General features: G+C 32.3%; 24 protein-coding genes. 16 read left to right on the top strand and 8 right to left on the bottom strand.

All coding sequences use genetic code 11. The annotated features are described in order from the left end of the window. Positions 1–5: 5 nt before the first annotated feature. Positions 6–803, bottom strand: coding sequence for a LytTR family DNA-binding domain-containing protein (locus tag KO504_RS07435; protein ID WP_215925696.1), 798 nt, complete (start codon positions 801–803; stop codon positions 6–8). 70 nt (positions 804–873) lie between these two features. On the opposite strand from KO504_RS07435, the gene truA reads away from it, so the two are divergent. After that, the gene (gene truA, locus KO504_RS07430) at positions 874–1,659 is read left to right on the top strand and encodes a tRNA pseudouridine(38-40) synthase TruA (protein ID WP_215925695.1); all 786 of its coding nucleotides are present in this window, start codon (positions 874–876) and stop codon (positions 1,657–1,659) included. A gap of 91 nt (positions 1,660–1,750) precedes the next feature. Here the strand turns inward: truA and KO504_RS07425 are convergent, their stop codons facing one another. Further along, a complete protein-coding gene (locus KO504_RS07425; protein WP_215925694.1) occupies positions 1,751–1,972 on the bottom strand; it encodes a hypothetical protein in 222 nt (73 codons plus the stop codon). 383 nt (positions 1,973–2,355) lie between these two features. Here KO504_RS07425 and KO504_RS07420 point away from each other — a divergent pair, with 383 nt between their 5' ends. The 3 genes from KO504_RS07420 to KO504_RS07410 all read left to right on the top strand — a co-directional run bounded on the left by KO504_RS07420 (position 2,356) and on the right by KO504_RS07410 (position 4,300). Then, entirely contained in the window at positions 2,356–3,258 is a 903-nt protein-coding gene (locus KO504_RS07420) for a mechanosensitive ion channel family protein (protein ID WP_215925693.1), read from the top strand. A 104-nt stretch (positions 3,259–3,362) separates the two neighbouring features. Continuing rightward, a complete protein-coding gene (locus tag KO504_RS07415) occupies positions 3,363–3,548 on the top strand; it encodes a hypothetical protein (RefSeq protein ID WP_215925692.1) in 186 nt (61 codons plus the stop codon). Positions 3,549–3,619: 71 nt separating this feature from the next. Then, complete coding sequence (locus tag KO504_RS07410; protein ID WP_215925691.1) at positions 3,620–4,300, top strand: DUF2461 domain-containing protein; 681 nt, start codon at positions 3,620–3,622, stop codon at positions 4,298–4,300. Between the two features lie 2 nt (positions 4,301–4,302). On the opposite strand, the gene KO504_RS07405 is transcribed toward KO504_RS07410, so the two are convergent. Next, a complete protein-coding gene (locus tag KO504_RS07405) occupies positions 4,303–4,719 on the bottom strand; it encodes a glyoxalase (RefSeq protein WP_215925690.1) in 417 nt (138 codons plus the stop codon). A gap of 179 nt (positions 4,720–4,898) precedes the next feature. On the opposite strand from KO504_RS07405, the gene KO504_RS07400 reads away from it, so the two are divergent. Together KO504_RS07400 and KO504_RS07395 are read left to right on the top strand one after the other, a co-directional pair. Continuing rightward, the gene (locus KO504_RS07400) at positions 4,899–5,792 is read left to right on the top strand and encodes a DUF72 domain-containing protein (protein ID WP_215925689.1); all 894 of its coding nucleotides are present in this window, start codon (positions 4,899–4,901) and stop codon (positions 5,790–5,792) included. A 35-nt stretch (positions 5,793–5,827) separates the two neighbouring features. Then, entirely contained in the window at positions 5,828–6,211 is a 384-nt protein-coding gene (locus KO504_RS07395; protein ID WP_215926074.1) for an acyl-CoA thioesterase, read from the top strand. A gap of 8 nt (positions 6,212–6,219) precedes the next feature. Here the strand turns inward: KO504_RS07395 and KO504_RS07390 are convergent, their stop codons facing one another. Further along, positions 6,220–7,458 carry a mechanosensitive ion channel family protein gene (locus KO504_RS07390; protein ID WP_215925688.1) on the bottom strand — a complete coding sequence of 413 codons (1,239 nt, stop codon included), beginning with the start codon at positions 7,456–7,458 and terminating at the stop codon, positions 6,220–6,222. Then, the gene (locus KO504_RS07385) at positions 7,451–7,747 is read right to left on the bottom strand and encodes a DUF3817 domain-containing protein (protein ID WP_215925687.1); all 297 of its coding nucleotides are present in this window, start codon (positions 7,745–7,747) and stop codon (positions 7,451–7,453) included. The genes KO504_RS07390 and KO504_RS07385 overlap by 8 nt, the downstream gene beginning before the upstream one ends. 179 nt (positions 7,748–7,926) lie before the next feature. On the opposite strand from KO504_RS07385, the gene KO504_RS07380 reads away from it, so the two are divergent. The 4 genes from KO504_RS07380 (at position 7,927) to KO504_RS07365 (ending at position 11,969) form a co-directional block, all read left to right on the top strand. Then, positions 7,927–10,353 carry a zinc-dependent metalloprotease gene (locus KO504_RS07380; protein WP_252723641.1) on the top strand — a complete coding sequence of 809 codons (2,427 nt, stop codon included), beginning with the start codon at positions 7,927–7,929 and terminating at the stop codon, positions 10,351–10,353. 2 nt (positions 10,354–10,355) lie between these two features. Further along, positions 10,356–10,817: a hypothetical protein gene (locus KO504_RS07375; protein ID WP_215925686.1), complete on the top strand. Its 462-nt coding sequence runs from the start codon at positions 10,356–10,358 to the stop codon at positions 10,815–10,817. 161 nt (positions 10,818–10,978) lie between these two features. Further along, positions 10,979–11,440 (top strand): cold-shock protein, encoded by a 462-nt coding sequence (locus KO504_RS17325; protein ID WP_252723640.1) that lies wholly within the window; start codon positions 10,979–10,981, stop codon positions 11,438–11,440. Between the two features lie 70 nt (positions 11,441–11,510). Continuing rightward, the gene (locus tag KO504_RS07365; RefSeq protein ID WP_215925685.1) at positions 11,511–11,969 is read left to right on the top strand and encodes a GyrI-like domain-containing protein; all 459 of its coding nucleotides are present in this window, start codon (positions 11,511–11,513) and stop codon (positions 11,967–11,969) included. A gap of 1 nt (position 11,970) precedes the next feature. Here the strand turns inward: KO504_RS07365 and KO504_RS07360 are convergent, their stop codons facing one another. Further along, on the bottom strand, positions 11,971–14,199 hold the full coding sequence (locus KO504_RS07360; protein WP_215925684.1) for a type IA DNA topoisomerase: 2,229 nt from the start codon (positions 14,197–14,199) through the stop codon (positions 11,971–11,973). A gap of 59 nt (positions 14,200–14,258) precedes the next feature. Further along, the gene (locus tag KO504_RS07355) at positions 14,259–15,182 is read right to left on the bottom strand and encodes a M23 family metallopeptidase (protein WP_215925683.1); all 924 of its coding nucleotides are present in this window, start codon (positions 15,180–15,182) and stop codon (positions 14,259–14,261) included. Between the two features lie 207 nt (positions 15,183–15,389). On the opposite strand from KO504_RS07355, the gene KO504_RS07350 reads away from it, so the two are divergent. The 5 genes from KO504_RS07350 (at position 15,390) to lpxD (ending at position 21,454) form a co-directional block, all read left to right on the top strand. Further along, the gene (locus KO504_RS07350) at positions 15,390–16,943 is read left to right on the top strand and encodes a DEAD/DEAH box helicase (RefSeq protein ID WP_215925682.1); all 1,554 of its coding nucleotides are present in this window, start codon (positions 15,390–15,392) and stop codon (positions 16,941–16,943) included. Positions 16,944–17,022: 79 nt separating this feature from the next. Further along, entirely contained in the window at positions 17,023–17,472 is a 450-nt protein-coding gene (locus KO504_RS07345; protein WP_215925681.1) for a KTSC domain-containing protein, read from the top strand. Positions 17,473–17,502: 30 nt separating this feature from the next. Next, entirely contained in the window at positions 17,503–19,053 is a 1,551-nt protein-coding gene (locus KO504_RS07340) for an SDR family NAD(P)-dependent oxidoreductase (RefSeq protein WP_215925680.1), read from the top strand. A gap of 92 nt (positions 19,054–19,145) precedes the next feature. Further along, positions 19,146–20,264: a DEAD/DEAH box helicase gene (locus tag KO504_RS07335; protein ID WP_215925679.1), complete on the top strand. Its 1,119-nt coding sequence runs from the start codon at positions 19,146–19,148 to the stop codon at positions 20,262–20,264. 200 nt (positions 20,265–20,464) lie between these two features. Beyond that, entirely contained in the window at positions 20,465–21,454 is a 990-nt protein-coding gene (lpxD, locus tag KO504_RS07330; protein ID WP_215925678.1) for a UDP-3-O-(3-hydroxymyristoyl)glucosamine N-acyltransferase, read from the top strand. Positions 21,455–21,571: 117 nt separating this feature from the next. Here the strand turns inward: lpxD and KO504_RS07325 are convergent, their stop codons facing one another. Next, a complete protein-coding gene (locus tag KO504_RS07325; RefSeq protein WP_215925677.1) occupies positions 21,572–21,835 on the bottom strand; it encodes a hypothetical protein in 264 nt (87 codons plus the stop codon). A 201-nt stretch (positions 21,836–22,036) separates the two neighbouring features. Here KO504_RS07325 and KO504_RS07320 point away from each other — a divergent pair, with 201 nt between their 5' ends. Next, positions 22,037–22,228, top strand: a complete 192-nt coding sequence (locus tag KO504_RS07320) for a cold-shock protein (RefSeq protein ID WP_215925676.1) — start codon at positions 22,037–22,039, stop codon at positions 22,226–22,228. The last annotated feature ends 186 nt before the right edge of the window (positions 22,229–22,414 follow it).

Below are 22,414 nucleotides of genomic sequence, written 5' to 3'. Positions count from 1 at the left end.
TGACCTTAGTTTGTGGTAGAAGTAATGGTCGCTTTTATATCTTTTTGATAGGTTTTAGAAATAGGGACTTCTATATGGTGATTTAGTATGGCGTAAAGTTTACCATTTTCTGTTTTCCATTGTTGAAAATGAAACGGATTAATAAGATAAGAACGGTGTGCACGACGCAATTCTGGAAATTCATTTGCAATAACTGAAAGTTTATTTCTAATTAATGTTTTCTTCAAGTCATGTCCCGATAGATAAAAAACTTCGATGTAATTATCTGAAGATTGAATGCTAATGACTTCATTTAGCTGTAAGCGTAACCCTTCATAATTACCTTCGCCTTTAATTTCAATTTTTTGATCTTCTAATTGTTTTTCATAATATTTTCCAAATCCAAAACGGCCAATTAATATAATAGGCAATATGGTAGCAATTGCAGGAAGAAATATAGTTGCAAGCATATAACCTAAGGTGTTAGGATTAGGCTCATTGGCTACCACGATGAATAAATAATAGCATCGCGCAATCGCAATGCTAACTATAGAAAAGGTAATAATAAATGTTAATTCGTTAAAAATGTTCCATTGATTTTGAAACTTACGATATAAATAGCTCTGAAAAGGTAAGAACAACAAATAGCAAAAGCCAGCAACTAAACCATAACCAGGTAAATAAATTAGTTTCTCATTGTTTGGTAATTCGCTAACATCTAAAGGTTCTGTGAAGTACAAAAATATAAATACCCAAAGTGCCAATAGCAAACTAATTATAATATGATGTTTTATTATCGGATCAAAGGGGTAAAGTCTTTTCAAATTTCAAGTTTTGAACTATAAAAGTAAGCATTGCTTTTGGAATCGTCAATAAAATTACGTTCTTGTCATTATGTTTGACAAACGCTACTATTATCTTATTAAAATACAATATTTAGGCTATCGTTTTCATGGTTGGCAAAAGCAACCTGATGTAAAAACGGTTCATTTAATGATAGATCGTACATTAAAGTATATTCTTCAAGATACACGATTTAAGACTTTAGGTGCTGGCAGAACTGACGCTATGGTCTCGGCCAACGAAGCAGCTTTAGAATTATTTATTTACAACGAACCTATTCAAGATTTTGAGGAGTTCTTAGGTTTATTTAATCATAATTTACCTCAAGATATACGTGCTTTATCAATAGAGGAAGTCGATAAAACGTTTAATGTTATTCAAGACTCTAAGTTAAAAGAGTACCATTATGTGTTTTCTGAAGGTCAAAAAAATCATCCATTTTGCGCACCAATTCTCACTACAATTCTAGAGCCTCTTGATGTTGATCTTATGAAACAAGGTGCCAAATTATTTGAAGGTACTCATAATTTTAAAACCTATTGTTATCGTGCTACAGATAAAGGTGAGTACATTAGAACCATTGAATCCTCAGAAATAGTCAATAATGATATTTACACGGCTAATTTTTTCCCAGAAAAATCGTATGTTTTTAAAGTGGTTGGAAAAGGGTTTATGAGAAACCAAATCCGACTAATGTTTGGATGTTTAATAAAATTGGGTAGAGGAGAAGTAACACTTGAGTATATAGAAAATACTTTAAAACACGAAAGCACTGAAGTTATGGATTATATTGCGCCAGCTTCAGGGTTAATATTACATGCTGTAGATTTTGAATAAAAAAAGAAGGCATTAATTTTTTTATTTAATGCCTTCTTTTAGATTTGTTATGATCATTCTCTTTTCAATAAGAAAAAAATGAATTCAAGAATTAATCAGCCACATGATGTTTTGGCTCTTTATCTAAAAATTTTCCGTTTACAGACTCACCTAAAATGATCACTTCTTTAGAGCGCTCATACATTTTAATAGCGCGATGCATCTGTAATTTAGTACCACTGTATAATTTCACACCTGATCTTGAGCCTTTGTTTCTAATTTCAATATAAAAACCGTCTTTAAGTGCTGTTGGTCTTGTTGCTGGTCTACCCATAAATAATAAATATAATATCTGTTTATAAATTAGTGCATGATAGGGAAAAATATGATAACTCACAAGTTTATTTTATAACATTTATTAATGTAGTTATCCACGTTGTTAAAATATGTTTAACAATCAGTACTTTACTAAATAAGTATAGCAATATTTTAAGGCTCAATAATTCAAGCTATTTATAAAACAGCTTGGATATCAGTGGGTAGGTTGTGTTAAAGTAAAATAATAGACTCGCAATTTGAATAAGGTTAAAACCTATGGTATAAGAGCTAAAGACAATCATTAATCATTCCGATATTTGAATTCTAAGAGTGAAAAGTTCTAATTTAGAACTCAAATACTCAAAATTTATTTCAAATAACAACATAAATATATTCAACATGAAAGAGCAATTTAATACAGCATTAAGCAACCTTGTAGATAAATTAATAGGTTGGTTTAATGCTATTATAGAAAGTATTCCTAATTTAATTTTGGCTATTTTGGTTATGGTTGCAGCATATTTTACGGCTAAATACGTCAGCAGATTAGTTATTAGACTTATTGATAAACGTGTAGAGCAGGAGTCTATTAAAGGAGCAATTTCAAGAGTAAGTGCTGTTATTGTTGTGGCTTTAGGTTTATTTATGGCACTAGGTGTTTTAAATTTAGGTAAAGCCTTAACCTCCTTACTTGCAGGTGCAGGTGTTGTTGGTTTGGCTATTGGTTTGGCATTACAAGGTACATTGGCTAATACCTTTGCTGGACTTATATTATCCTTTAGAAAGAAAATACAAATAGGGCATTGGGTTGAAACCACAGGATACTCAGGTGAAGTAATGGATATTAATCTTAAAGATTTTACACTTAAGGAAGCCGATAATAATATTGTTATTATTCCTAATAAAACAATTTTAGATAATCCTTTGAAAAACTATTCTTTAACAACAAAAATGAGAGTGTTTATAGAATGTGGAGTAGGTTATGAGTCTGACTTAGAGAAGGTAGAGCAACTTACCAAAGAAGTTATTGCTAATACGTTTGACCAAGTAGAAACTGCTGAAAATGTAGAATTTTATTATACAGAATTTGGTAATAGTTCTATCAATTATCTATGCCGATTTTGGATAGATGCAGAAAATATGCTCGAAAAATTAAGAGCTAAAACCAAGGCTATTATCGAGATTAAAAAAGCCTATGATAAAGAAGGTATTAACATTCCATTCCCAATTAGAACCTTACAATTTGATAGTAAATTAGATGTTAATACATCTGATATCAAAGAGACTTTTGCTAAGAACTAGTACTAAACATTCAATTGAGTTAAAACTGATAGGATAAGAGCAAAAGGAATGGCATAAGGATAACGATATTTGTCCTATATATTAATCACTAAAAACCAAGAACGATGAAGAAATTAAGTTTTTTATTTATAGCCTTATTTAGTTTAAGTTTACTCACAACTAGCTGTAGAGAGCAAAAATCTACAGGAGATAAAATTGAAGAAGCAGTAGATGACACAGGAGATGCTATTGATGATGCTGCAGATGATGTTTCGGATGAAGTTGAAGATGTAGTAGACGACAATAAGTAATATTTCTGATATTTATATAAACAAAGCCATCAATTGAGATGGCTTTTTTTATTTTTATACAAAAAAATAATATGAAGAGTTATCCTGTACCCAAAGACGTCTTTACGTTCTTTAAAAAGTTAGAAAAAAACAACGATAGAGATTGGTTTAATGCACATAAACCTGAATTTAAAGCGATTGAAGCTAAAATGAAAATAGCTTATAATCATTTGGGTGAGTTAATGAGTGCACATGATCAGATTGAAAAAATCAAGATATTCAGAATTTATAGAGATGTGCGATTTTCTAAAAATAAATTGCCATATAAAACCCACTTTGGAGGTTCATTTGCCAGAAAAAAGCCAGAATTAAGAGGTGGTTACTATTTGCATATTCAGCCTAATAACGAATCATTTATTGCTACAGGTTTTTGGGACCCAAACAAAGAAGATCTATTACGTATTAGAAAAGAATTTGAAATGGATGATAGCGAAATAAGAACAATTCTTAACAATAAAAGCTTTAAAGCGACTTGGGGAAATTTTGTTGGTGATGAACTAAAAACAGCACCTAAAGGTTTCGATAAAGAACATGCAGCTATAGATTTAATAAGAAAAAAACAATTTATATTCACTAAAAAATACACAGATAAAGACGTTCTAGCAGAGGGTTTCCTAAATGATGTTGATGATGCCTTTAAAAAAATTAGACCTTATTTTGACTATATGAGTGATGTCCTTACAACAAACTTAAACGGCGAATCGTTGTTGTAAATTTAAACGGCTTGTAAAACATCAGGTTTAGTAAATACTTGAATACTATCAATTAGTCGTTCCTTTACAATAGTCATCATACGTTTGTTTAAAGAAGATGAATTCTGAATATATAAGGCGTACTCTTCAACCGTAAACTGACCAATAAGCATGCCTTTTACAGCATTTCTGAATTTTGTGTCTTTATGAATTGTATTATCTATATATGCCAATTGCTTTTCTAAAGAAAGTTCATAAAACACGTTTTTATGTTTCGTAATGTAATTTTTAAAAACAACGATGAGTAAATCGTGTTGAAGTTTTACAATTGGTCGTATCGTTTTATTTTGAAATAACTCTTCAGAACCTATGGTGTCATAGATTTTTGCAGATGTAATATTTGGACGAATAGCTAATAAATCTTCGGTTCTAGAAGTCATAATGAGGTTATTAAGGTGAATTCGGAATTAAATTTACTCAATAACTTACCTCGTTTAATTGAAGTGCAATTATCTTGTTAACGTGGTTATTAACAATGGTGATTATTGTATTCAATATTCTAATGATTTTCTATTTTCAAATAAAGTGATTACACTTATCTTTGAATAAACGTAAATTCATGAAATTCGGAAGTGTCGATAATCCAAGCGATATAGATTTTACTTTACCAGCAGATCATCCAGATACTTTAAAAGTGTTGCAGAACAAACCATCAGAAAGGTGTAATGTCTTTGTTGGTTGTGCAAAATGGAATAAAGCAGATCTAAAAGGATTTTATCCTAGAGGTACTAAAGACGAATTAGAATATTACTCGCGTCAGTTTAATTCTATTGAACTCAACGCTACATTTTATAGAATATTTCCTCCAGAGCAATTTGCAAAATGGTACGATAAGACGCCTGATAATTTTAAGTTCTTTCCAAAGCTAAACCAAGAAATTAGCCATTGGAAACGGTTGAGTGACGCTATTACGCCTATTGTAGACAATTACCTCTACAGTGCCGTAAATTTGAAAGAAAAGTTGGGTTGTGTGTTTCTTCAAATGCATAACAATTTTGCACCAAAAGACTTTAATCGTGTTGTAAATTTTGCAGAGAGTTGGCCAAAAGAAATTCCATTAGCTATGGAGTTTAGACATACCAATTGGTATAACGACAAAGCCGTAGCCGAAGATTTATATCAACTTTTAGAAGCAAATAATATTTCAAATATTATAGTAGATAGTGCTGGCAGACGCGATATTATGCATATGCGTTTAACCAACTCTAGAGCTTTTGTACGTTATGTTGGAGCTAATCATCAAAGTGATTACGCAAGGTTAGATGATTGGGTAGAACGCTTAAAACTATGGAAAGCTAATGGCATTGAAGAAATAGACTTTTTTGTACATCAAAATATCGAAAAAGAATCACCATTACTTTCTGCTTATTTGATAAAACAATTAAATGCCGAATTAGGGACTCATTTAAAAATCCCAAACGACGATTCAGATAGACAACAAAAACTTTTATAAAACATATTAAGATGGCTAATAACAACAATAAAAATATGAGATTTCATACAAGAAAATGGGTGAAACCCGAAGATTTAAATCCTAATGGTTCTTTATTTGGAGGACAACTTTTAGCATGGATAGATGAAGAAGCTGCGCTTTATACCATCATTCAGTTCGAAAATTCAAAAATTGTTACTAAATTTATATCTGAAATCAACTTTATGAGTTCTGCGGTACAAGGAGATATTGTAGAACTAGGAATTGAAGTACTAAAATTTGGTAAAACATCGCTAACATTAAAATGCGAAGCCAGAAATAAAATGACCAGAGAAACCATACTAACCGTAGATAATATTGTTATGGTTAATTTGGGAGCCGACGGAAAACCTGCACCACATGGCAAAACACAAGTGGAGTATGTTAAAGATAGATTATAAATCTGTTCTTAACTTTTGTTACCCAAAGACAGCTCGTAAATTTCTAAATCAAAATAGTTTACAGATGCGAGGACATGGTCAAAGATATCACCTAATATATACTCATAATTTTTCCATCGTTGATCACTGCTAAAGGCATAGATTTCCAACGGAAATCCTTGTGAAGTGGGTTCTAGTTGACGCACCATTAATGTCATATCTTTATTTATGGCAGAATGGTTTTCAATATACGTTTGAAGGTATTTTCTAAACACACCAAAGTTGGTTAGGTTTCGTCCGTTAATTAAAACAGACTTATCTATATTGTGTTGTGCATTATAAGTATTTATTTCTGTAGAACGTGTTTTTAAATACTCTGAAACCAATTGAATCTTGCTAAAACGTTCAATGTCTTCAGCAGATAAAAAGTTAATGGTAGAGGTCTTTATAATCACTGAGCGTTTAATTCGTCGTCCGCCAGAATCCATCATACCTCTCCAGTTCTTAAACGAATCTGAAATTAAAGCATAAGTAGGAATTGTTGTTATTGTTTTATCCCAGTTTTGAACTTTTACAGTGGCTAAGTTAATTTCAATAACATCACCATCAGCACCATATTTCTCAAAGGTAATCCAATCTCCAATCCTTACCATATCGTTTATAGAGACTTGGATGCTGGCTACAAAACCTAAAATGGTATCTTTAAAAATTAAGATTATAACAGCAGAAGCAGCACCTAATGTCGTCGCAAATTTAATAAAAGAGACACCTGTTATAATGGCTAAAATTGAAAATAAGCCAAGAAGCCAAGCAAAAATCATAAAGACTTGTACATAACTGTCAATAGGCTTGTCTTTGTAATTAGGTAATGTTTTAAGGTAATCTTTAATAGAACTTAAAAAACTTCTTATAATTTGAAGTGTTAATACAATGGTAATAATTACCAAGGTTTTTTCAATTATATTATTTGCAGTTTCAAAATCCGAAAATACCTGAGGTACAAATTCAATTAAAATTAATAAAGGAATTATATGTGCTACATTTCTAGGTAACTTATTGGTAATAAGTATATTGTCGAAATCTGTTTTAGTGCGTTTAGCTACACTTGCCGAGAACCGCCAAAGTAGACGTTTGGTAATATAATCAACAATAAAGGCTAAAATTAAAAGAGCCAGGAGAAGTCCAAGCATATTAAGATACATTGCAGTATCTTCAGATAAGCCATTTTCTATTAAAATATCGTATAAGATGTGTTTAATATTAAGCACGTTTAGACTTGTTTAAGTATTTTTTTTCAATATAAAAAGTTCCAAAAGGAATAATAGAAGCCAATAAAATAATCCAAAGTGTTCTTGTTGGCCATTTCATGTCTGAGCTAATTAAAACGGCTATTACAACATAAGCCATAAATAAAATACCGTGTGGCATTCCTAATAATTTCACATATTGTGGGTCTTCATATAAATACTTTATTGGAGTAGCAATAAACAATAATAAGATATAGGAAACACCTTCTAGTAAAGCCACAATTCTAAAGACAGGCAATAATTTTAGCATGATATTAAATTTTGTGCAAAAATACTTTAGAATTAAGTAATAAGAGAAGATTTTAACAGCTTTTAAGAAATTTGGTAAAACTAAAATTCTATTATTTATATTTAGCAATATCTTTAATCTATTAGCATTTTAATTCATGAGAAAAACTCTAACACTAACACTCTGTTCATTCATCTATATTGTCCTGTGCAACAGCGCAAACGGCAAGCAAGAAAAAAACAAAAAACAACACAGCACAGGTAAAAACACAACCATCTAAAAAAAGTAATGAAAAAATAAAAGATTACGATAAAGTCATTACAAAAGAAGCCATTTCAGATGAAGGGCTATTTGATGTGTATTTAGTGGGAGAGAAGTACTATTTTGAAATCCCAATGGCATATTTAAATACAGATATGTTGTTGGTAAGTCGTTTTTCTAAATTACCTTCAAACTTAGGTGGTGGTTATGTAAATGCTGGGACAAAAACCAATACACGTATGATTAATTGGGAGCGTTTTAAAGATAAAATTCTCATTAAAGAAAAATCATCTAGCGCTGTTGCTGCAGATAGTTTACCTATTAACGTATCTGTAAAGTCTAATAATTACGAGCCCACCTTATATGCTTTTGACATTGCTGCGTTTTCTAAAGATTCTTCTGCTGTAGTTATAGATGTAACCAGCTTTTATGGATCAGATGTGAAAGCCATTAGTGGATTATCGTCAAGATTAAGATCGACTTACAAAGTTAAGAATTTAGATAAATCAAGAAGTTTTATCAATTCGGTTAAGAGCTTCCCGGAAAATATAGAAGTTATACAAGATTTTACCTATAACGCTTCAAACCCTCCAGTAAATACAGGAGATGAAACAATTAGTATACAAATGAATCAATCTATGATTCTTTTGCCAGAAACGCCAATGCAACCACGACTTTATGATGATCGTGTAGGTTGGTTTACTTTAAGTAAATACGACTACAGTAGCGAAGAATTAAAATCGGATAGAAAAACTTATTTAAGACGTTGGAAATTAATCCCTAAAGATATTGAAGCTTATAATAGAGGAGAGTTAGTTGAACCTGTAAAACCTATTGTTTATTATTTAGACCCAGCAACTCCAATGAAGTTTAGGTCGTATATGAAAGAAGGTATAGAGCTTTGGCAAAAAGCTTTTGAAGCTGCTGGATTTAAAAATGCAATTATTGCAAAAGATCCACCGACTAAAGAAGAAGATCCGGATTTTAGTCCTGAAGATATTAGATATTCTGTAGTAAGATATGTAGCGAGTACTACAAGAAATGCCACAGGACCAAGCGTCTCAGATCCAAGAAGTGGTGAGATTATTGAAAGTGATATTATTTGGTATCATAACCATTTACGTTCGTACCGTAACCGTTACTTATTAGAAACTGGTGCAGCAAATCCATTAGCAAGAACCTTAAATACTCCAGATGAAGAAATTGGTGAAATGATGAAAATGGTTATTGCTCATGAGGTTGGTCATACTTTGGGTTTACCACATAATATGAGTGCAAGTTACGCCTATGATGTAGAAAGTTATAGAGATGGTGCGTTTACGCAAAAATATGGTATTGCAGCAACCATTATGGATTATGCTCGATATAATTATATAGCGCAACCTGGTGACGAAAATATAAGATTTGTAAGACAGTTAGGACCTTACGATGAATACGCAATTAATTATGGGTATAGATATATTGACGGAGCAAAATCTGCAGACGATGAAAAAGCCATATTAAATGGTTGGGTGATGGAAAAGGCAGGTAATCCTATTTACAAATTTGGAGGTCGCGGTAGTTATGATCCTACAGCACAAACGGAAGATATAGGAAACAATAGTATTAAGGCGAGTACATATGGACTTAAAAATTTAAAAATAGTCGCTAAAAATTTACCAAGTTGGACAAGTGATCAAACAGATAATTATGAAGACTTAGAAGAGCTTTATGGTGAAATGCTTAGCGTATGGAGTCGATATATTGGTCATGTGGTTACACATGTTGGTGGAGTAGTAGAAGAAACTAAAAATCCGTCACAAGGAGGCATGGTTTATAATCCTGTATCTAAAACATATCAAAAGTCGGCAATACAATGGTTGCATAAAAACGCATTTGAAACTCCAACATGGCTAATTGATAAGTCCATACTTCAGAATATAAATTATGCTGGTTATACAGATCGCATAAGAAGTTTACAGTCTAGACATTTAAATAATTTATTGCATTTTGAACGTTTAGGAAGGCTAATACATCATAATGCAATGGATGCTAATAGCTATTCGGCTTTAGAAATGTTAAGAGATTTACGTTCAGGAATATGGTCTGAAGTAGATTCAGGATTGAATGTTTCAGTTTTTAGACGTAACTTGCAGCGTGTGTATTTAGATACTATGGCAAATTTAATGACCAAAGATTTAGATTCAAATCGCAGCAGACAGTATTACAATGTTAATCAGTCTGATGTTAGAGCTCTGGTTAGAGGTGAGTTAAATATAGTAAAGCGTATGCTTACTTCAGCTTCAAAAACTAATGTAAACACAGAAACCAAATACCATTATAGAGATGGTATCGAACGAATTAATTTAATTTTAGACCTAAAATAATCATGAAAAAAATTATTTATTTAGCCTTACTTCTATGTTTTTCTGCAACAACCATTACAAGTGCGCAATCAAAACCAAGTCAAAAGGAAATATTTGCTTCAACATATCACAGCTCTAAAACAGCTATTAAAGCACAACAATATCAATTTGTAGGTTTAGTTGTTTATAACAATAAAGAAAGACAAAGGTTAGAAGCAGATTCTAATACGCTAAAAATTGAGTCTGATAATATTAGCGGAACACTAAGCTCATTAGGTACTTACACATTTTTAACAGATACCTCAAAGAATAAAATCACAAATTATAAAACATCTTTTAATGATGATGCACAGCAAATTGTGATTGAGTTTAATGTTGAAGAAGACAAGTTTCACATTATAATTAAAGCAAATGGCAATGCATTTTTAACCTTAAAGTCTGGTGTTAATAATATTACTCAAACAGGAAAGATTGAAAGGATATAAATTGTATCTTTGCAACTAGTTTATTGAAAATATACTACACAAGTAACTTTTTTCTTAAGTTATTTTACTAGATTTTAATACGATTCATTGTTAAGTTAATTAACTTGTCTGCATTAGCAATATTTTCATAAGCACACACATATTAATTTTTAAAACAACGAATGGCTAAATCACAACAAACTTTTAGTAAAAGCGAAAAAGAAAAAAAGAGATTAAAAAAGAGAGAGGATAAGCGTAAGAAAATGGAAGCGCGTAAACTCGAAAAAGAAGAACACGGAACAGGTGGTATCCCTTTGGCTTATGTAGATCATAACGGAAACCTTACAGATACACCTCCAGATCCTTCTATGAAGGTTAAAGTAAAAGCAAAAAATATTGTTATAGGTATTCCTACAAAAGAAGAATCTGACGAAGATCCGTTTGATCCAATCAGAAACGGGAAAGTTTCTTTCTACGACAGTTCAAAAGGTTTTGGTTTTATTATAGATACAGAAACTAACGAAAAGCACTTTACACACGTCAGTGGTATTATTGATGAAATTGCAGAAAACGACAAGGTTACTTTCGAGTTAGAGAAAGGACAACGTGGTATGAATGCCGTTAGAGTAAAACTAGTTAAATAGTATACCTTAAATATCATATGTAGAACCATCATAATTAATACTTATGATGGTTTTTTTATATTTCTTTTTTATGCATCCACAAATAATAACAATTGAAAGCAAAATAGTCGTTGGAATAAAAAGCGCTATGCATCATAATGAGTTTGGTAATATTGTTGCCTTATGGAAACGTTTTATGCCAAGACATAGAGAAATTCATAATAGGTTGAATAACGAATTTATAGCGTTACAAGTTTATAATGATTTTAATACTATAGAAAAACCATTTGATATTTGGGCTTGTGTTGAAGTTAAAAATTTAGATCACATACCAGAAGGTATGAAGTCGTTTACAATTCCTAAAGGTGCGTACGCATTGTGTCTTCATAAAGGCATGGATGCTTCTAAAACCTATGAGCAAATCATGAAGAAATGGTTACCACATTCTGGATACACAATTGATAATAGACCACATTTTCAAATTATGGGCGAAAAGTATAAAAATGGAAGTCCGGATTCTGAAGAGGACTTTTATGTTCCTGTAAGATGAATTAAAAATTAACTCTAAAATCACAACCTACCTTATAATTACTACAACCAAAAGCTGTTTTGCCTTGTAGTATTTTCCCTGTTTTACACTTAGGACAAACATCACCGGTTTTAATTGTTGATTTTTTTACGGTTTGCTTTGGTTCAAATTTTAATTTAAAATCAGTATCAAAGCGTAATAAACCTTCCTGAGAACTGCCTTCAATTTTAAAGCCTTTTAAGTTTACAGTAGATCCTTTAGTTAATAATCTAATAAATTGTTTTTCAGAAATTTTCTTGTCACCAAATCGAAATGGTAAGGTAAAATCGCAAGATTTACCATAAAGGTTACAGCCATAAGCCGATTTCCCTTTTAATAAAGAACCCGTTTTACATTTAGGACAAGAATTACCAACTAACGATTGGGACTTTGATTTCGTTTTTGCTTTCGATTTTGGTTTTCCTACAGGTTTATTATTTACCGCCGAAATTCGAGTTTGTACCTTTTCACTTCGGACTTCATAAACCAGGGCATCAACCATGCGTTTCATTCCCCTAATAAAAGCACTTGCGCTAAACTCACCTTTTTCTATATCTTTTAATTGCTTTTCCCAAGAACCCGTAAGTTCGGCAGATTTAAGCAATTCATTCTGAATTGTATCAATAAGTTGAATTCCTGTTACCGTAGGTAATATTTGTTTTTTATTTCGCTTTATATATTTCCGTCTAAACAGTGTTTCAATAATATTGGCTCGTGTAGATGGACGTCCAATACCATTTTCTTTCATTAAATCTCTAAGCTCTTCATCTTCAACTTGCTTTCCTGCGGTTTCCATTGCTCGTAGGAGAGTCGCTTCTGTATATTGATTTGGTGCTTTTGTCTGTTTCTCTATAAATGAAGGTTCATGAGGTCCTTTTTCACCTTTTACAAAAGTAGGCAGTAAGGCATCCTCTTTTTTGTTGGACTTTTCAGACTCAAAAACAACACGCCATCCTTTAGATAAAATTTCTTTTCCTGTGGTTTTAAAATTAACATCAGCCGCTTTTCCTATAACTGTAGTGTTTGATACTTTACAATCGTCATAAAAAACAGCTATAAAACGCTTTACAATAATGTCGTAAACTTGTTGCTCATTGTATTGCAAATGGGTTTGCATTCCGGTTGGAATAATAGCATGGTGATCTGTTACTTTCTTATCATTAAAAACACGAGAAGATTTCTTTATTTTTTTATTTAAAAGAGGTGTTATAAGAGTCGAATAATCAGTTAGTTTAGATAATATGTTTTTTACTTTAGGATATACATCATCAGGTAAAAAAGTGGTATCAACTCTAGGGTAGGTCACCGCTTTTTTTTCATATAATTTCTGAGCTATTTTAAGCGTATCGTCTGCCGAAAATCCAAATTTCGTATTACAATAAACTTGCAATCCTGTTAAATCAAACAGTTTTGGTGCGTATTCTGTCCCTTTCTTTTTAGTGGTGGATACAATCTCAAACTCGTGTTCTTTGACTTTATTAGCTAAAATTTCACCATCTTCCATTTTAAGAAAACGGCCTTCTTCATAACTAAAAAGGGTGTCTCTATATAGTGTTTGTAATTCCCAATACGGTTGTGGTACAAAGTTTTCAATTTCCTTAAACCGATTTACAAGCATTGCCAAGGTTGGTGTTTGCACACGTCCAACAGATAGTACTTGCTTATAACCTCCATGTTTTACCGTATATAAGCGTGTGGCATTAATACCTAAAAGCCAATCTCCAATAGAACGCGAAAAACCAGCATAATACAGGTTATCATAATTTTCTGAAGGCTTTAAATTCTTAAATCCTTCTTTTATAGCTTCAGTAGTTAACGACGAAATCCATAACCGTTCTACTTTTCCTTTATAGTTAGCTTTATTAATTACCCAACGTTGAATTAATTCTCCTTCTTGGCCAGCATCACCACAGTTAATGACAACATCTGCTTTATCAAATAAACTTTTTACAATCTTGAATTGCTTTTTTATGCCATCATTGTTAGCCACCTTAACCTCAAACTTTTCAGGAAGCATAGGTAAGTTGTTTAAATCCCAACTTTTCCAATAAGGTTTATAGTCGGCAGGCTCAAATAAGGTACAAAGATGCCCAAAAGTGTATGTCACAGCATAGCCATTGCCTTCATAGTAGCCATCACGTTTTGTGGTAGCTCCTAGTACAGAGGCAATTTCTCTAGCAACACTTGGTTTTTCGGCAATACAGACTTTCAATTAAAATGAATTTAATGAGTGCGAAAATACAGAAATTTATAAATGAAAAGGCTATTTTTTTAGAGTTCTAAAACTAATTTTTGCCCAATTTTTAATGGAGACGATTGTTTAATGGAATTGGTTTTGCAAAGTTGTGATACAGACATATTATTTCGTCTCGAAATACCATAAAGCGTATCTCCTTTTTTTACCACATACACTTTTGGAGTCTTAATTAAACTAACCAATGCAGCTTCATCGGCAGATTTAATAACTTTTACTTTACTGACACGCCTTGAGTTGTGAAACCTAGCATGCGTCCATTTTTGTGTCACCCAAACGTGTTGTGATCTGATGGCATTTTTAGATGAAAAATCTAAAAGGTATTCCGGATGAATGTATTCACCTTTATAACTGAGTTCTAAGTGTAAATGACTACCTCTAGAGTTTCCAGTATTGCCACCTTTGCCTATATACTGACCCTTATAAATTGTATCGTTAGCTTTAACACCAATGTGTGATAAGTGTGCGTATGTAGATTCTAAGCCATTAAAATGGCGTACAACAATTACATTTCCAAACCCATTTGCATATTTTGCAAAACGCACAATACCATCAAGTATAGTAACTACAGTATCTCCAGTTACCAAATCAATATCAATTCCTTTGTGAGGTCGCCCTCTGCGCCAACCATATCGTGATGTAACGACTTTTTTATGAGGAACAGGAGAGGCATAAGTGCTATCTGTAAAACTTAATTCAAGTGGAAACTCTTGAAAGGTATTGGCATAAGGATTGTAAAGTGTCGTATCCCAATGTTCAGCTTTAATATCTACAACTTCGGCTTTTTTTGTTATTAGAGGTATTTCAATAGCTTCAATAACAACCCGTTTAAATTTAGTTGTTTGTAATTCTATCTTTAAAGACTTAGAAATTGAATCTTCTTGGGCGAATGTTTGAATTGTACAGTAGAAAAATGTGATACAGAAAACAATGTATTTCATAGAGGGCAAATAATCTAACAAACTTTGGAAACGTAAATATATAATAAATATTATTTGAAAATTAAATTTTTGAAAGTCCTGCGAATTTTTCTAACAAAAAGATCGTTTTCATAAAATTGAATAGGTATCTATTGTTCTGAGACTTTTTTTGTGAACCAAAGTGTTGTAAATTTGCAACTTCTAAAAAGTTAACCCGAAACTAAATTTATGTCTGTAACAAATCAAGCAGTTCAAGAAAAAAAAACCGATAAAGAATTATACGACTACCAACAAGGAGCCATAAGCCAAATTTTCGAAAAGTTTGACACAGAGCGCGAAGATTATCACTTGTTATACCAATTACCAACAGGTGGTGGAAAAACAGTAATTTTCTCTGAAATTGTACGTCAATACCTTAAAAATCACAAAAAGAAAGTTGTGATTATGACGCACAGAGTAGAACTTTGTAACCAAACGTCTAAGATGTTGGATGGTTTTGGTGTGACAAATAAAGTGGTCAATAGTAAGGCAAATTTAGATGATCAAGCAGACTATTCTTGTTTTGTGGCCATGGTTGAAACCTTAAATAATAGACTAAACGATGACATGTTAGATATTTCTGATGTTGGCTTAGTCATTATTGATGAGGCGCATTACAATTCATTTACCAAACTTTTTAAGTTTTTTGAAAAATCGTTTATTTTAGGAGTAACTGCAACACCTTTAAGTTCAAATAAGGATTTGCCAATGAAGGATAATTACGATGAACTTATTACAGGTGAAACGATTGAGAATCTTATAGAAAATGAGTTTTTGGCAAGAGCAGAGACTTATGCATACGATATGGGATTAACGTCTTTAGAAGTGGGTTCTAATGGTGATTATACCGTAAAATCGTCTGAAGATTTATACTCTAGTCCAGCAATGTTGCAAAAACTAATTGATGCGTATAAAAAACATTCGCTAGGGAAGAAGACCTTAATCTTTAATAATGGTATTAACACGTCTATTAGTGTGTATTATGCATTTAAAGAAGCAGATTTACCAATTATGCATTTGGATAACACCGCGACAAAGAAACAACGTAAGCAAATTTTACAATGGTTTCATGAAACTCCAGATGCTATATTAACATCGGTAAGTATCTTAACTACGGGATTTGATGAGCCAACTATTGATACCATTATCTTAAACAGAGCAACCAAATCCTTGACATTATATTACCAAATGATTGGTCGTGGCTCTCGTATTTTAAATAATAAATCGAAATTTACAACTATAGATTTAGGAAATAACCTGTATAGATTTGGACCTTGGGGTGCAGATTTAGATTGGCAATTAATCTTTAAGTCGCCAAACTGGTATGCAGATCGTATTAAGGATGATGAAGCGATTGAATCAAACTTTAAACACGATTTATCCGATGAAATCAAAGAAGAATTCTCTAAGTCTGAAGAGACTTATTTTGATATTAAGCAAACGTACAAAGATGCTGTAGATAGTGGAGAATCTTCAAAAGTAGTACTTGAACGTTCTATAGAGCAACACGCTAAAATTTGTATAGAAAATAGTGAAGATGTTTACGATGCTTTGGCATTAGCGAAACTATTAAAGGACGATATCAATCAACGTATTGAAACTTATGCCAAATGTATTAGTAGAAGTACTTATAACTTCTTAAAATGGTTAAAAGACGATTATCAGAAGAAATTAAACTCGTATTTAAGAACTAATTTTGATGAGAAATTTGAAGAAATCCACGGATTTCCTCCTGAGGATTAAAGGTTTATAATAAACAGAATTAAAATGATTTTGTGTTATAAAATAGCGTAATTTCGCGCCTTATTTTAAAACACTATAAATGAAACGTATTAATCAATACAAAAAGCTTTTTTCTGTAGAAGATTCAATTAATCTTAAAGATTTAAAAAAGACCTATAGAAACTTAGTTAAAGAATGGCATCCAGATAAATTTCAAGATGGTGACGCCGGACAGGAAGAAGCTGAATTAAAGAGTGTTGAAATCATTGATGGGTATCATTTCTTAGTGAGCATTGCGCCAGAAACTAAAGCTGCAAACCTTGAAGAATATACGGCTACTATTACAGATTCTAGCATTTTAGATTTTCAGCATAAAGGACAGCTTTTAGAAATTACATTTTTAGATGGCAGCACTTATGAGTATTTTGGTGTTCCTAAAGGAGTTTTTATTAAATTCTTAAATTCAGATAAACAAATGCGTTTTGCAAGGCGAAGTATTTTCAATTCGTATTTGTACAGAAAATCTAAAAAAGAGCTTCAGGAAGCTTAGAAAAGAGTAGACTTAGTATAAAATATAGTTATGAGCAACGAAAATTCCGATACAAAAGAAGACATTTCAATCCATGAGATTGAAAACTGTATTTCTATATTAGAACGATTAGTTGCTAATACAAATCAAATTTTTGAAATTCCTAAAGCCCAACGTACGGCTTTAATCAAAGCATCAGGACAATTATCACGTCCAAGTAGAGAGGAATTTTCGCGACGTAAAAAAGACGCCAAAAAAGCAGCAAAACGTAAGCAAGCGGCTAGAGATAAAAATGCTAGAAAAGTAACAGGTATCAGAAGTGCAAGAGAAGCACATATTTTTGTAGCCCCTAAATTGTTACCTGAAGCCGATTTAAAAGCTAAAGAACAGTTAGAATTAGAATCCCCAAGAAACTGCTACGTTTGTAAAACCCTTTTCACCAAGTTACATCATTTTTATGATACCATGTGTGAAGAGTGTGGCGATTTTAACTATGCCAAACGTTTTCAAACGGCAGATGTTAAAGGTCAAGTTGCTGTCATTACAGGGTCGCGTTTAAAAATTGGATACCATATCACATTAATGTTATTACGTGGTGGTGCCACAGTTATTGCAACCACACGTTTTCCTGTAGATTCTGCCTTGCGTTTTTCTCAAGAAGAAGACTTTACAGAATGGGGACATCGTTTAAAGATTCACGGTCTTGATTTAAGACATATTCCTAGTGTAGAAATTTTCTGTAACTTTATAGAACAACGCTACGAAAAACTAGATATTCTTATTAATAATGCAGCACAGACCGTAAGGCGACCAGCAGGTTTTTACAGTCATTTAATGCCAAACGAAGAACGCCCAATAGAAGAGTTACCTAAGTTTGCACGCGATTTACTAAACGATCATACCGAATGTTTACAAGAGTTACAACAATTAACTTCTGGAGCATCCTCTAATAAAAATATGCCAGTAACTTGGCATGGACCAGAACCAGGTATTGGTTTAAGAGCGTCTGCTAAATTATCGCAGATTCCGTATAGTTTTGATAATACTTTAGTAGCTCAAGAAGTCTTTCCAGAAGGAAAATTAGATGCCGATTTACAACAAGTGGATTTAAGAAAAACCAACAGTTGGAGATTAAAACTAGGTGAAATTGAAACCACAGAAATGATTGAAGTACAGCTTGTCAATTCTGTAGCACCATTTGTTTTGTGTAATCGTCTATCTGAAGTAATGAAGAAAGAGAACACAGGTAAGAAACACATTATCAATGTTTCAGCTATGGAAGGAAAGTTTCATTCTTTTTTTAAAGAAGACCGTCACCCACATACCAATATGGCCAAAGCTGCTTTAAATATGTTAACGCATACCGCTGCTGGTAGTTTAGCTAAAGAAGGTATCTATATGAACGCTGTGGATACAGGTTGGGTAACTGACGAAGATCCTGCGGAATTAGCAAAACGAAAACAAGAATTACACGATTTTCAACCACCTTTAGATATTGTTGATGGTGCAGCACGTGTACTGGATCCTTTATTTGATGGTATTAATACAGGTAAACATTGGTCTGGTAAATTCTTAAAAGACTACCGACCTATTAGTTGGTAATTACACTTCAAACATTATCTAAATTTTAATTTTGTACTTAAATTTTCAGATTATCCAAAGTACAAATTACCTTTGCAACATAATAAAAGACTATGGCATCATTTTCAGAATTAGGAATACATAAGAATTACATCAAAGGTTTAAAAGAACTTAATATTGTAAATCCTACAGAGATACAAGAAACCGTAATTCCTATTTTATTAAAATCTAAAACCGATTTAATAGGATTAGCACAAACCGGAACGGGTAAAACAGCAGCCTTTGGCTTACCTGTGTTACACGCTATTGATACCAATAACTCTGATGTACAAGCTTTAATTATTGCGCCAACACGTGAATTAGTACAACAAATACAAAAGCAACTTTTTAGATTTACAAAATATATTGACCAAAAGATTTTTGCTGAAGGTGTTTATGGTGGTGAAAAAATTGACAAACAAATTAAAGCCTTAAAAAGAACCACACATATTGTTGTAGCAACTCCAGGGCGTTTGCTTGATTTAGTAGAACGTGGTGATGTGGATATTTCTAAAGTTAAGATTTTAGTCTTAGATGAAGCTGACGAAATGCTAAGCATGGGCTTTAAAGAAGATTTAACTAAAATCCTTAAATTCAATACGTCTAAACGTAATACGTGGTTGTTTTCGGCAACGATGCCAGAAGAAATTAAGCGTATTGTAAAAACGTATATGTCTCCAGATGCAGTTAAAATAGAAGTGAATAAAAATGCTTTAGTTAATGAAAACATTTCTCATCATTTTATAAATACGAGTATTAAGGATAAGTTGAATATGATTATTCGCATCTTAGACAAGCGTCAAGATGAAAGAGGCATTATTTTCTGTAAAACCAAAGCGGGAACACAAGCATTGGCACATCAATTACAGCAAGAAGGTTTTGCTGTTGGCGCCTTAGAAGGTGATATGCAACAAAAGGAGCGCGATAAAGTGATGCGTGCTTTTAAAAACGAAAGTTTACAAGTTTTAATTTCTACAGATGTTTCTGCACGAGGTATTGATGTTAATAATCTCGCTTTTGTATTGCATCATCAATTACCAGAGCATTTAGATTATTACACGCACCGAAGTGGAAGAACTGCAAGAGCAGGTAAAACAGGGCAGTCTATTGCTTTAATTATTCCTGGTGAAATGCAGAAGGTATTAGAGATACAAAAAGCTTTAGGAATTACGTTTAAAGAACTTACAATGTAAAAAATAGAGTTCACTAAACTTTTAAACTAAAACCAAAAGTTTTAGTTTTTGATGGAATTTTATCAAAAAGCATAAGGACCAAAGGTTTGTTTTAAATAAGTGTAGTTCTTAAAACTCTTCAAATTCATAATACAGCACTTTCATATTTTAGTATTATATTGTGTCTTTAATTAATTAATTAACACACAATTTTAATACTCATGAAATCATTTTCAATAGAAGATATAAACGCCATTGTACAAGGTGAAGTTATAGGTGAAACCACCAATAAAATAAAAGGATTAGAACAAATTCAAAAAGCAAACGAAAACCAAGCAACCTTTATTGGTAATCGGAAGTTTGCAGGTTTATGGGCTACTTCTAAAGCCAGTTTAGCCATTGTTAATGATAATATAGATATTGATCCTGGAGAGAACCGTGTGTTTATTAAAGTTAAGAATGCCGATTTGGCCATGGCTAAATTGTTAGAGACGTTTACTCCAAAACCTCCACATTTTGAAACCGAAATTCATCCTTCAGCCACTATTGATAAGTCTGCTAAAATAGGGGAAGGCACTAAAGTAGGTGCTGGTTCTTATATTGGTAAAGATGTGGTTTTAGGAAGTAATGTTATCATTTATCCTAACGTGACTATTTTAGATGAAACGACCATAGGAGATCACACTGTAGTTTGGTCTGGTACTGTGATTAGAGAGCGTTCTGTAATTGGCAGCTATTGTATTTTTCATAATAATGTGAGTATTGGAGCTGATGGCTTTGGTTATCGCCCGAGTGATGATGGTAGAGGCTTAGTAAAGATTCCACATATTGGAAACGTGGTTATTGGTAATGCTGTTGAGATTGGTGCCAATACTTGTGTAGATCGTGGTAAATTTAGTTCTACGATTATTGGTGACGGATGTAAGATTGATAATTTGGTTCAAATAGCACATAACTGTGTGCTAGGACGTTCTTGTATTATGGCAGGAAGCTCAGGACTAGCGGGTTCTGTAACCTTAGGAGATGGAGTTATTATTGGAGGCTCGGCTTCTATAAAAGATCATACTACTATTCATTCAGGAGCTACTGTAGGAGCAGGCTCTGGTGTCATGAATGATGTTGCTGCAGGGAAAACGGTATTAGGTTATCCTGCTGTAGATTCTAGAGAAATGCTAAAACAATGGGTCGCGCTTCGTAAGTTGGCTAGGTAATTAGTTAACTATTAGCGGCAGTATAAGCTCAGAAATTAAATACATATATTGACGTCAGTTTGAATGCGGTTCCTTTTTAGGATTTCATTCTAACTGACGTTATTTTTTGCACTACACTTAAGCAGATTTCTGTTCTACATTTTGTTTTAAATGTAATAAACCAACGACCATACCATCTAATTCGTGTTCTAAGAAGTTAGCGTTTCTTTTGCTAAACCCTTTAATGGTATTGGAGTATAGTTCTACACCACAATGTTTTATACAAACACTATAAGTGTCATTTTCTGCATCTAATTTTACTGAAGTTCTGTAATCGCTTGATACTAATAACCAGTAACATAAACTATTAATCTGGTTAAACAAAGAGAATTTTGTTTCCATAATATTTAGATTTAATAGATAGAGGGAAATCTACAGCAAAGGTATGTGCAAAGCTATTTGGACTCAAACTTGTTTGTTGTAGGGATTGGTTTTATCGGTAAGCTGTTTTTAATCGCTTATAAATCCGATAATTAACAGTATTTAATTTGTGGCATCATATTTGAATGCTATTAAGTAATTATTAAAATTAAATATAATACAATGAGTAAAGGAACAGTAAAATTCTTCAATGATGCTAAAGGTTTTGGTTTTATCACCGAAGAAGGTTCAAACAAAGAACATTTTGTCCACATTTCTGGATTAGTCGATGAAATTCGTGAAGGCGATGACGTAGAATTTGATCTTACAGAAGGCAAAAAAGGTTTAAACGCAGTAAATGTAAAAGTTATCTAATATATATTACTTAACCTAAATTATGGAAGCTCATCACTATGTGATGGGCTTTTTTACGTTATAAGCGTTCTGTTTTAAGTGTTTCTTTCGATACCATTAAGATTATTATTAAATGCGGTAATGTATGGTTAGTGTTCTTTCTAATTTTATAACATTAAGACGCTTAAAAATTAAGTTGAATATTAA

Source organism: Winogradskyella psychrotolerans, assembly GCF_018860565.1.
Lineage (GTDB): Bacteria > Bacteroidota > Bacteroidia > Flavobacteriales > Flavobacteriaceae > Winogradskyella > Winogradskyella damuponensis.
Note: the sequence above shows the minus strand (reverse complement) of the source record. Positions and strands in the feature narration are given on the sequence as shown.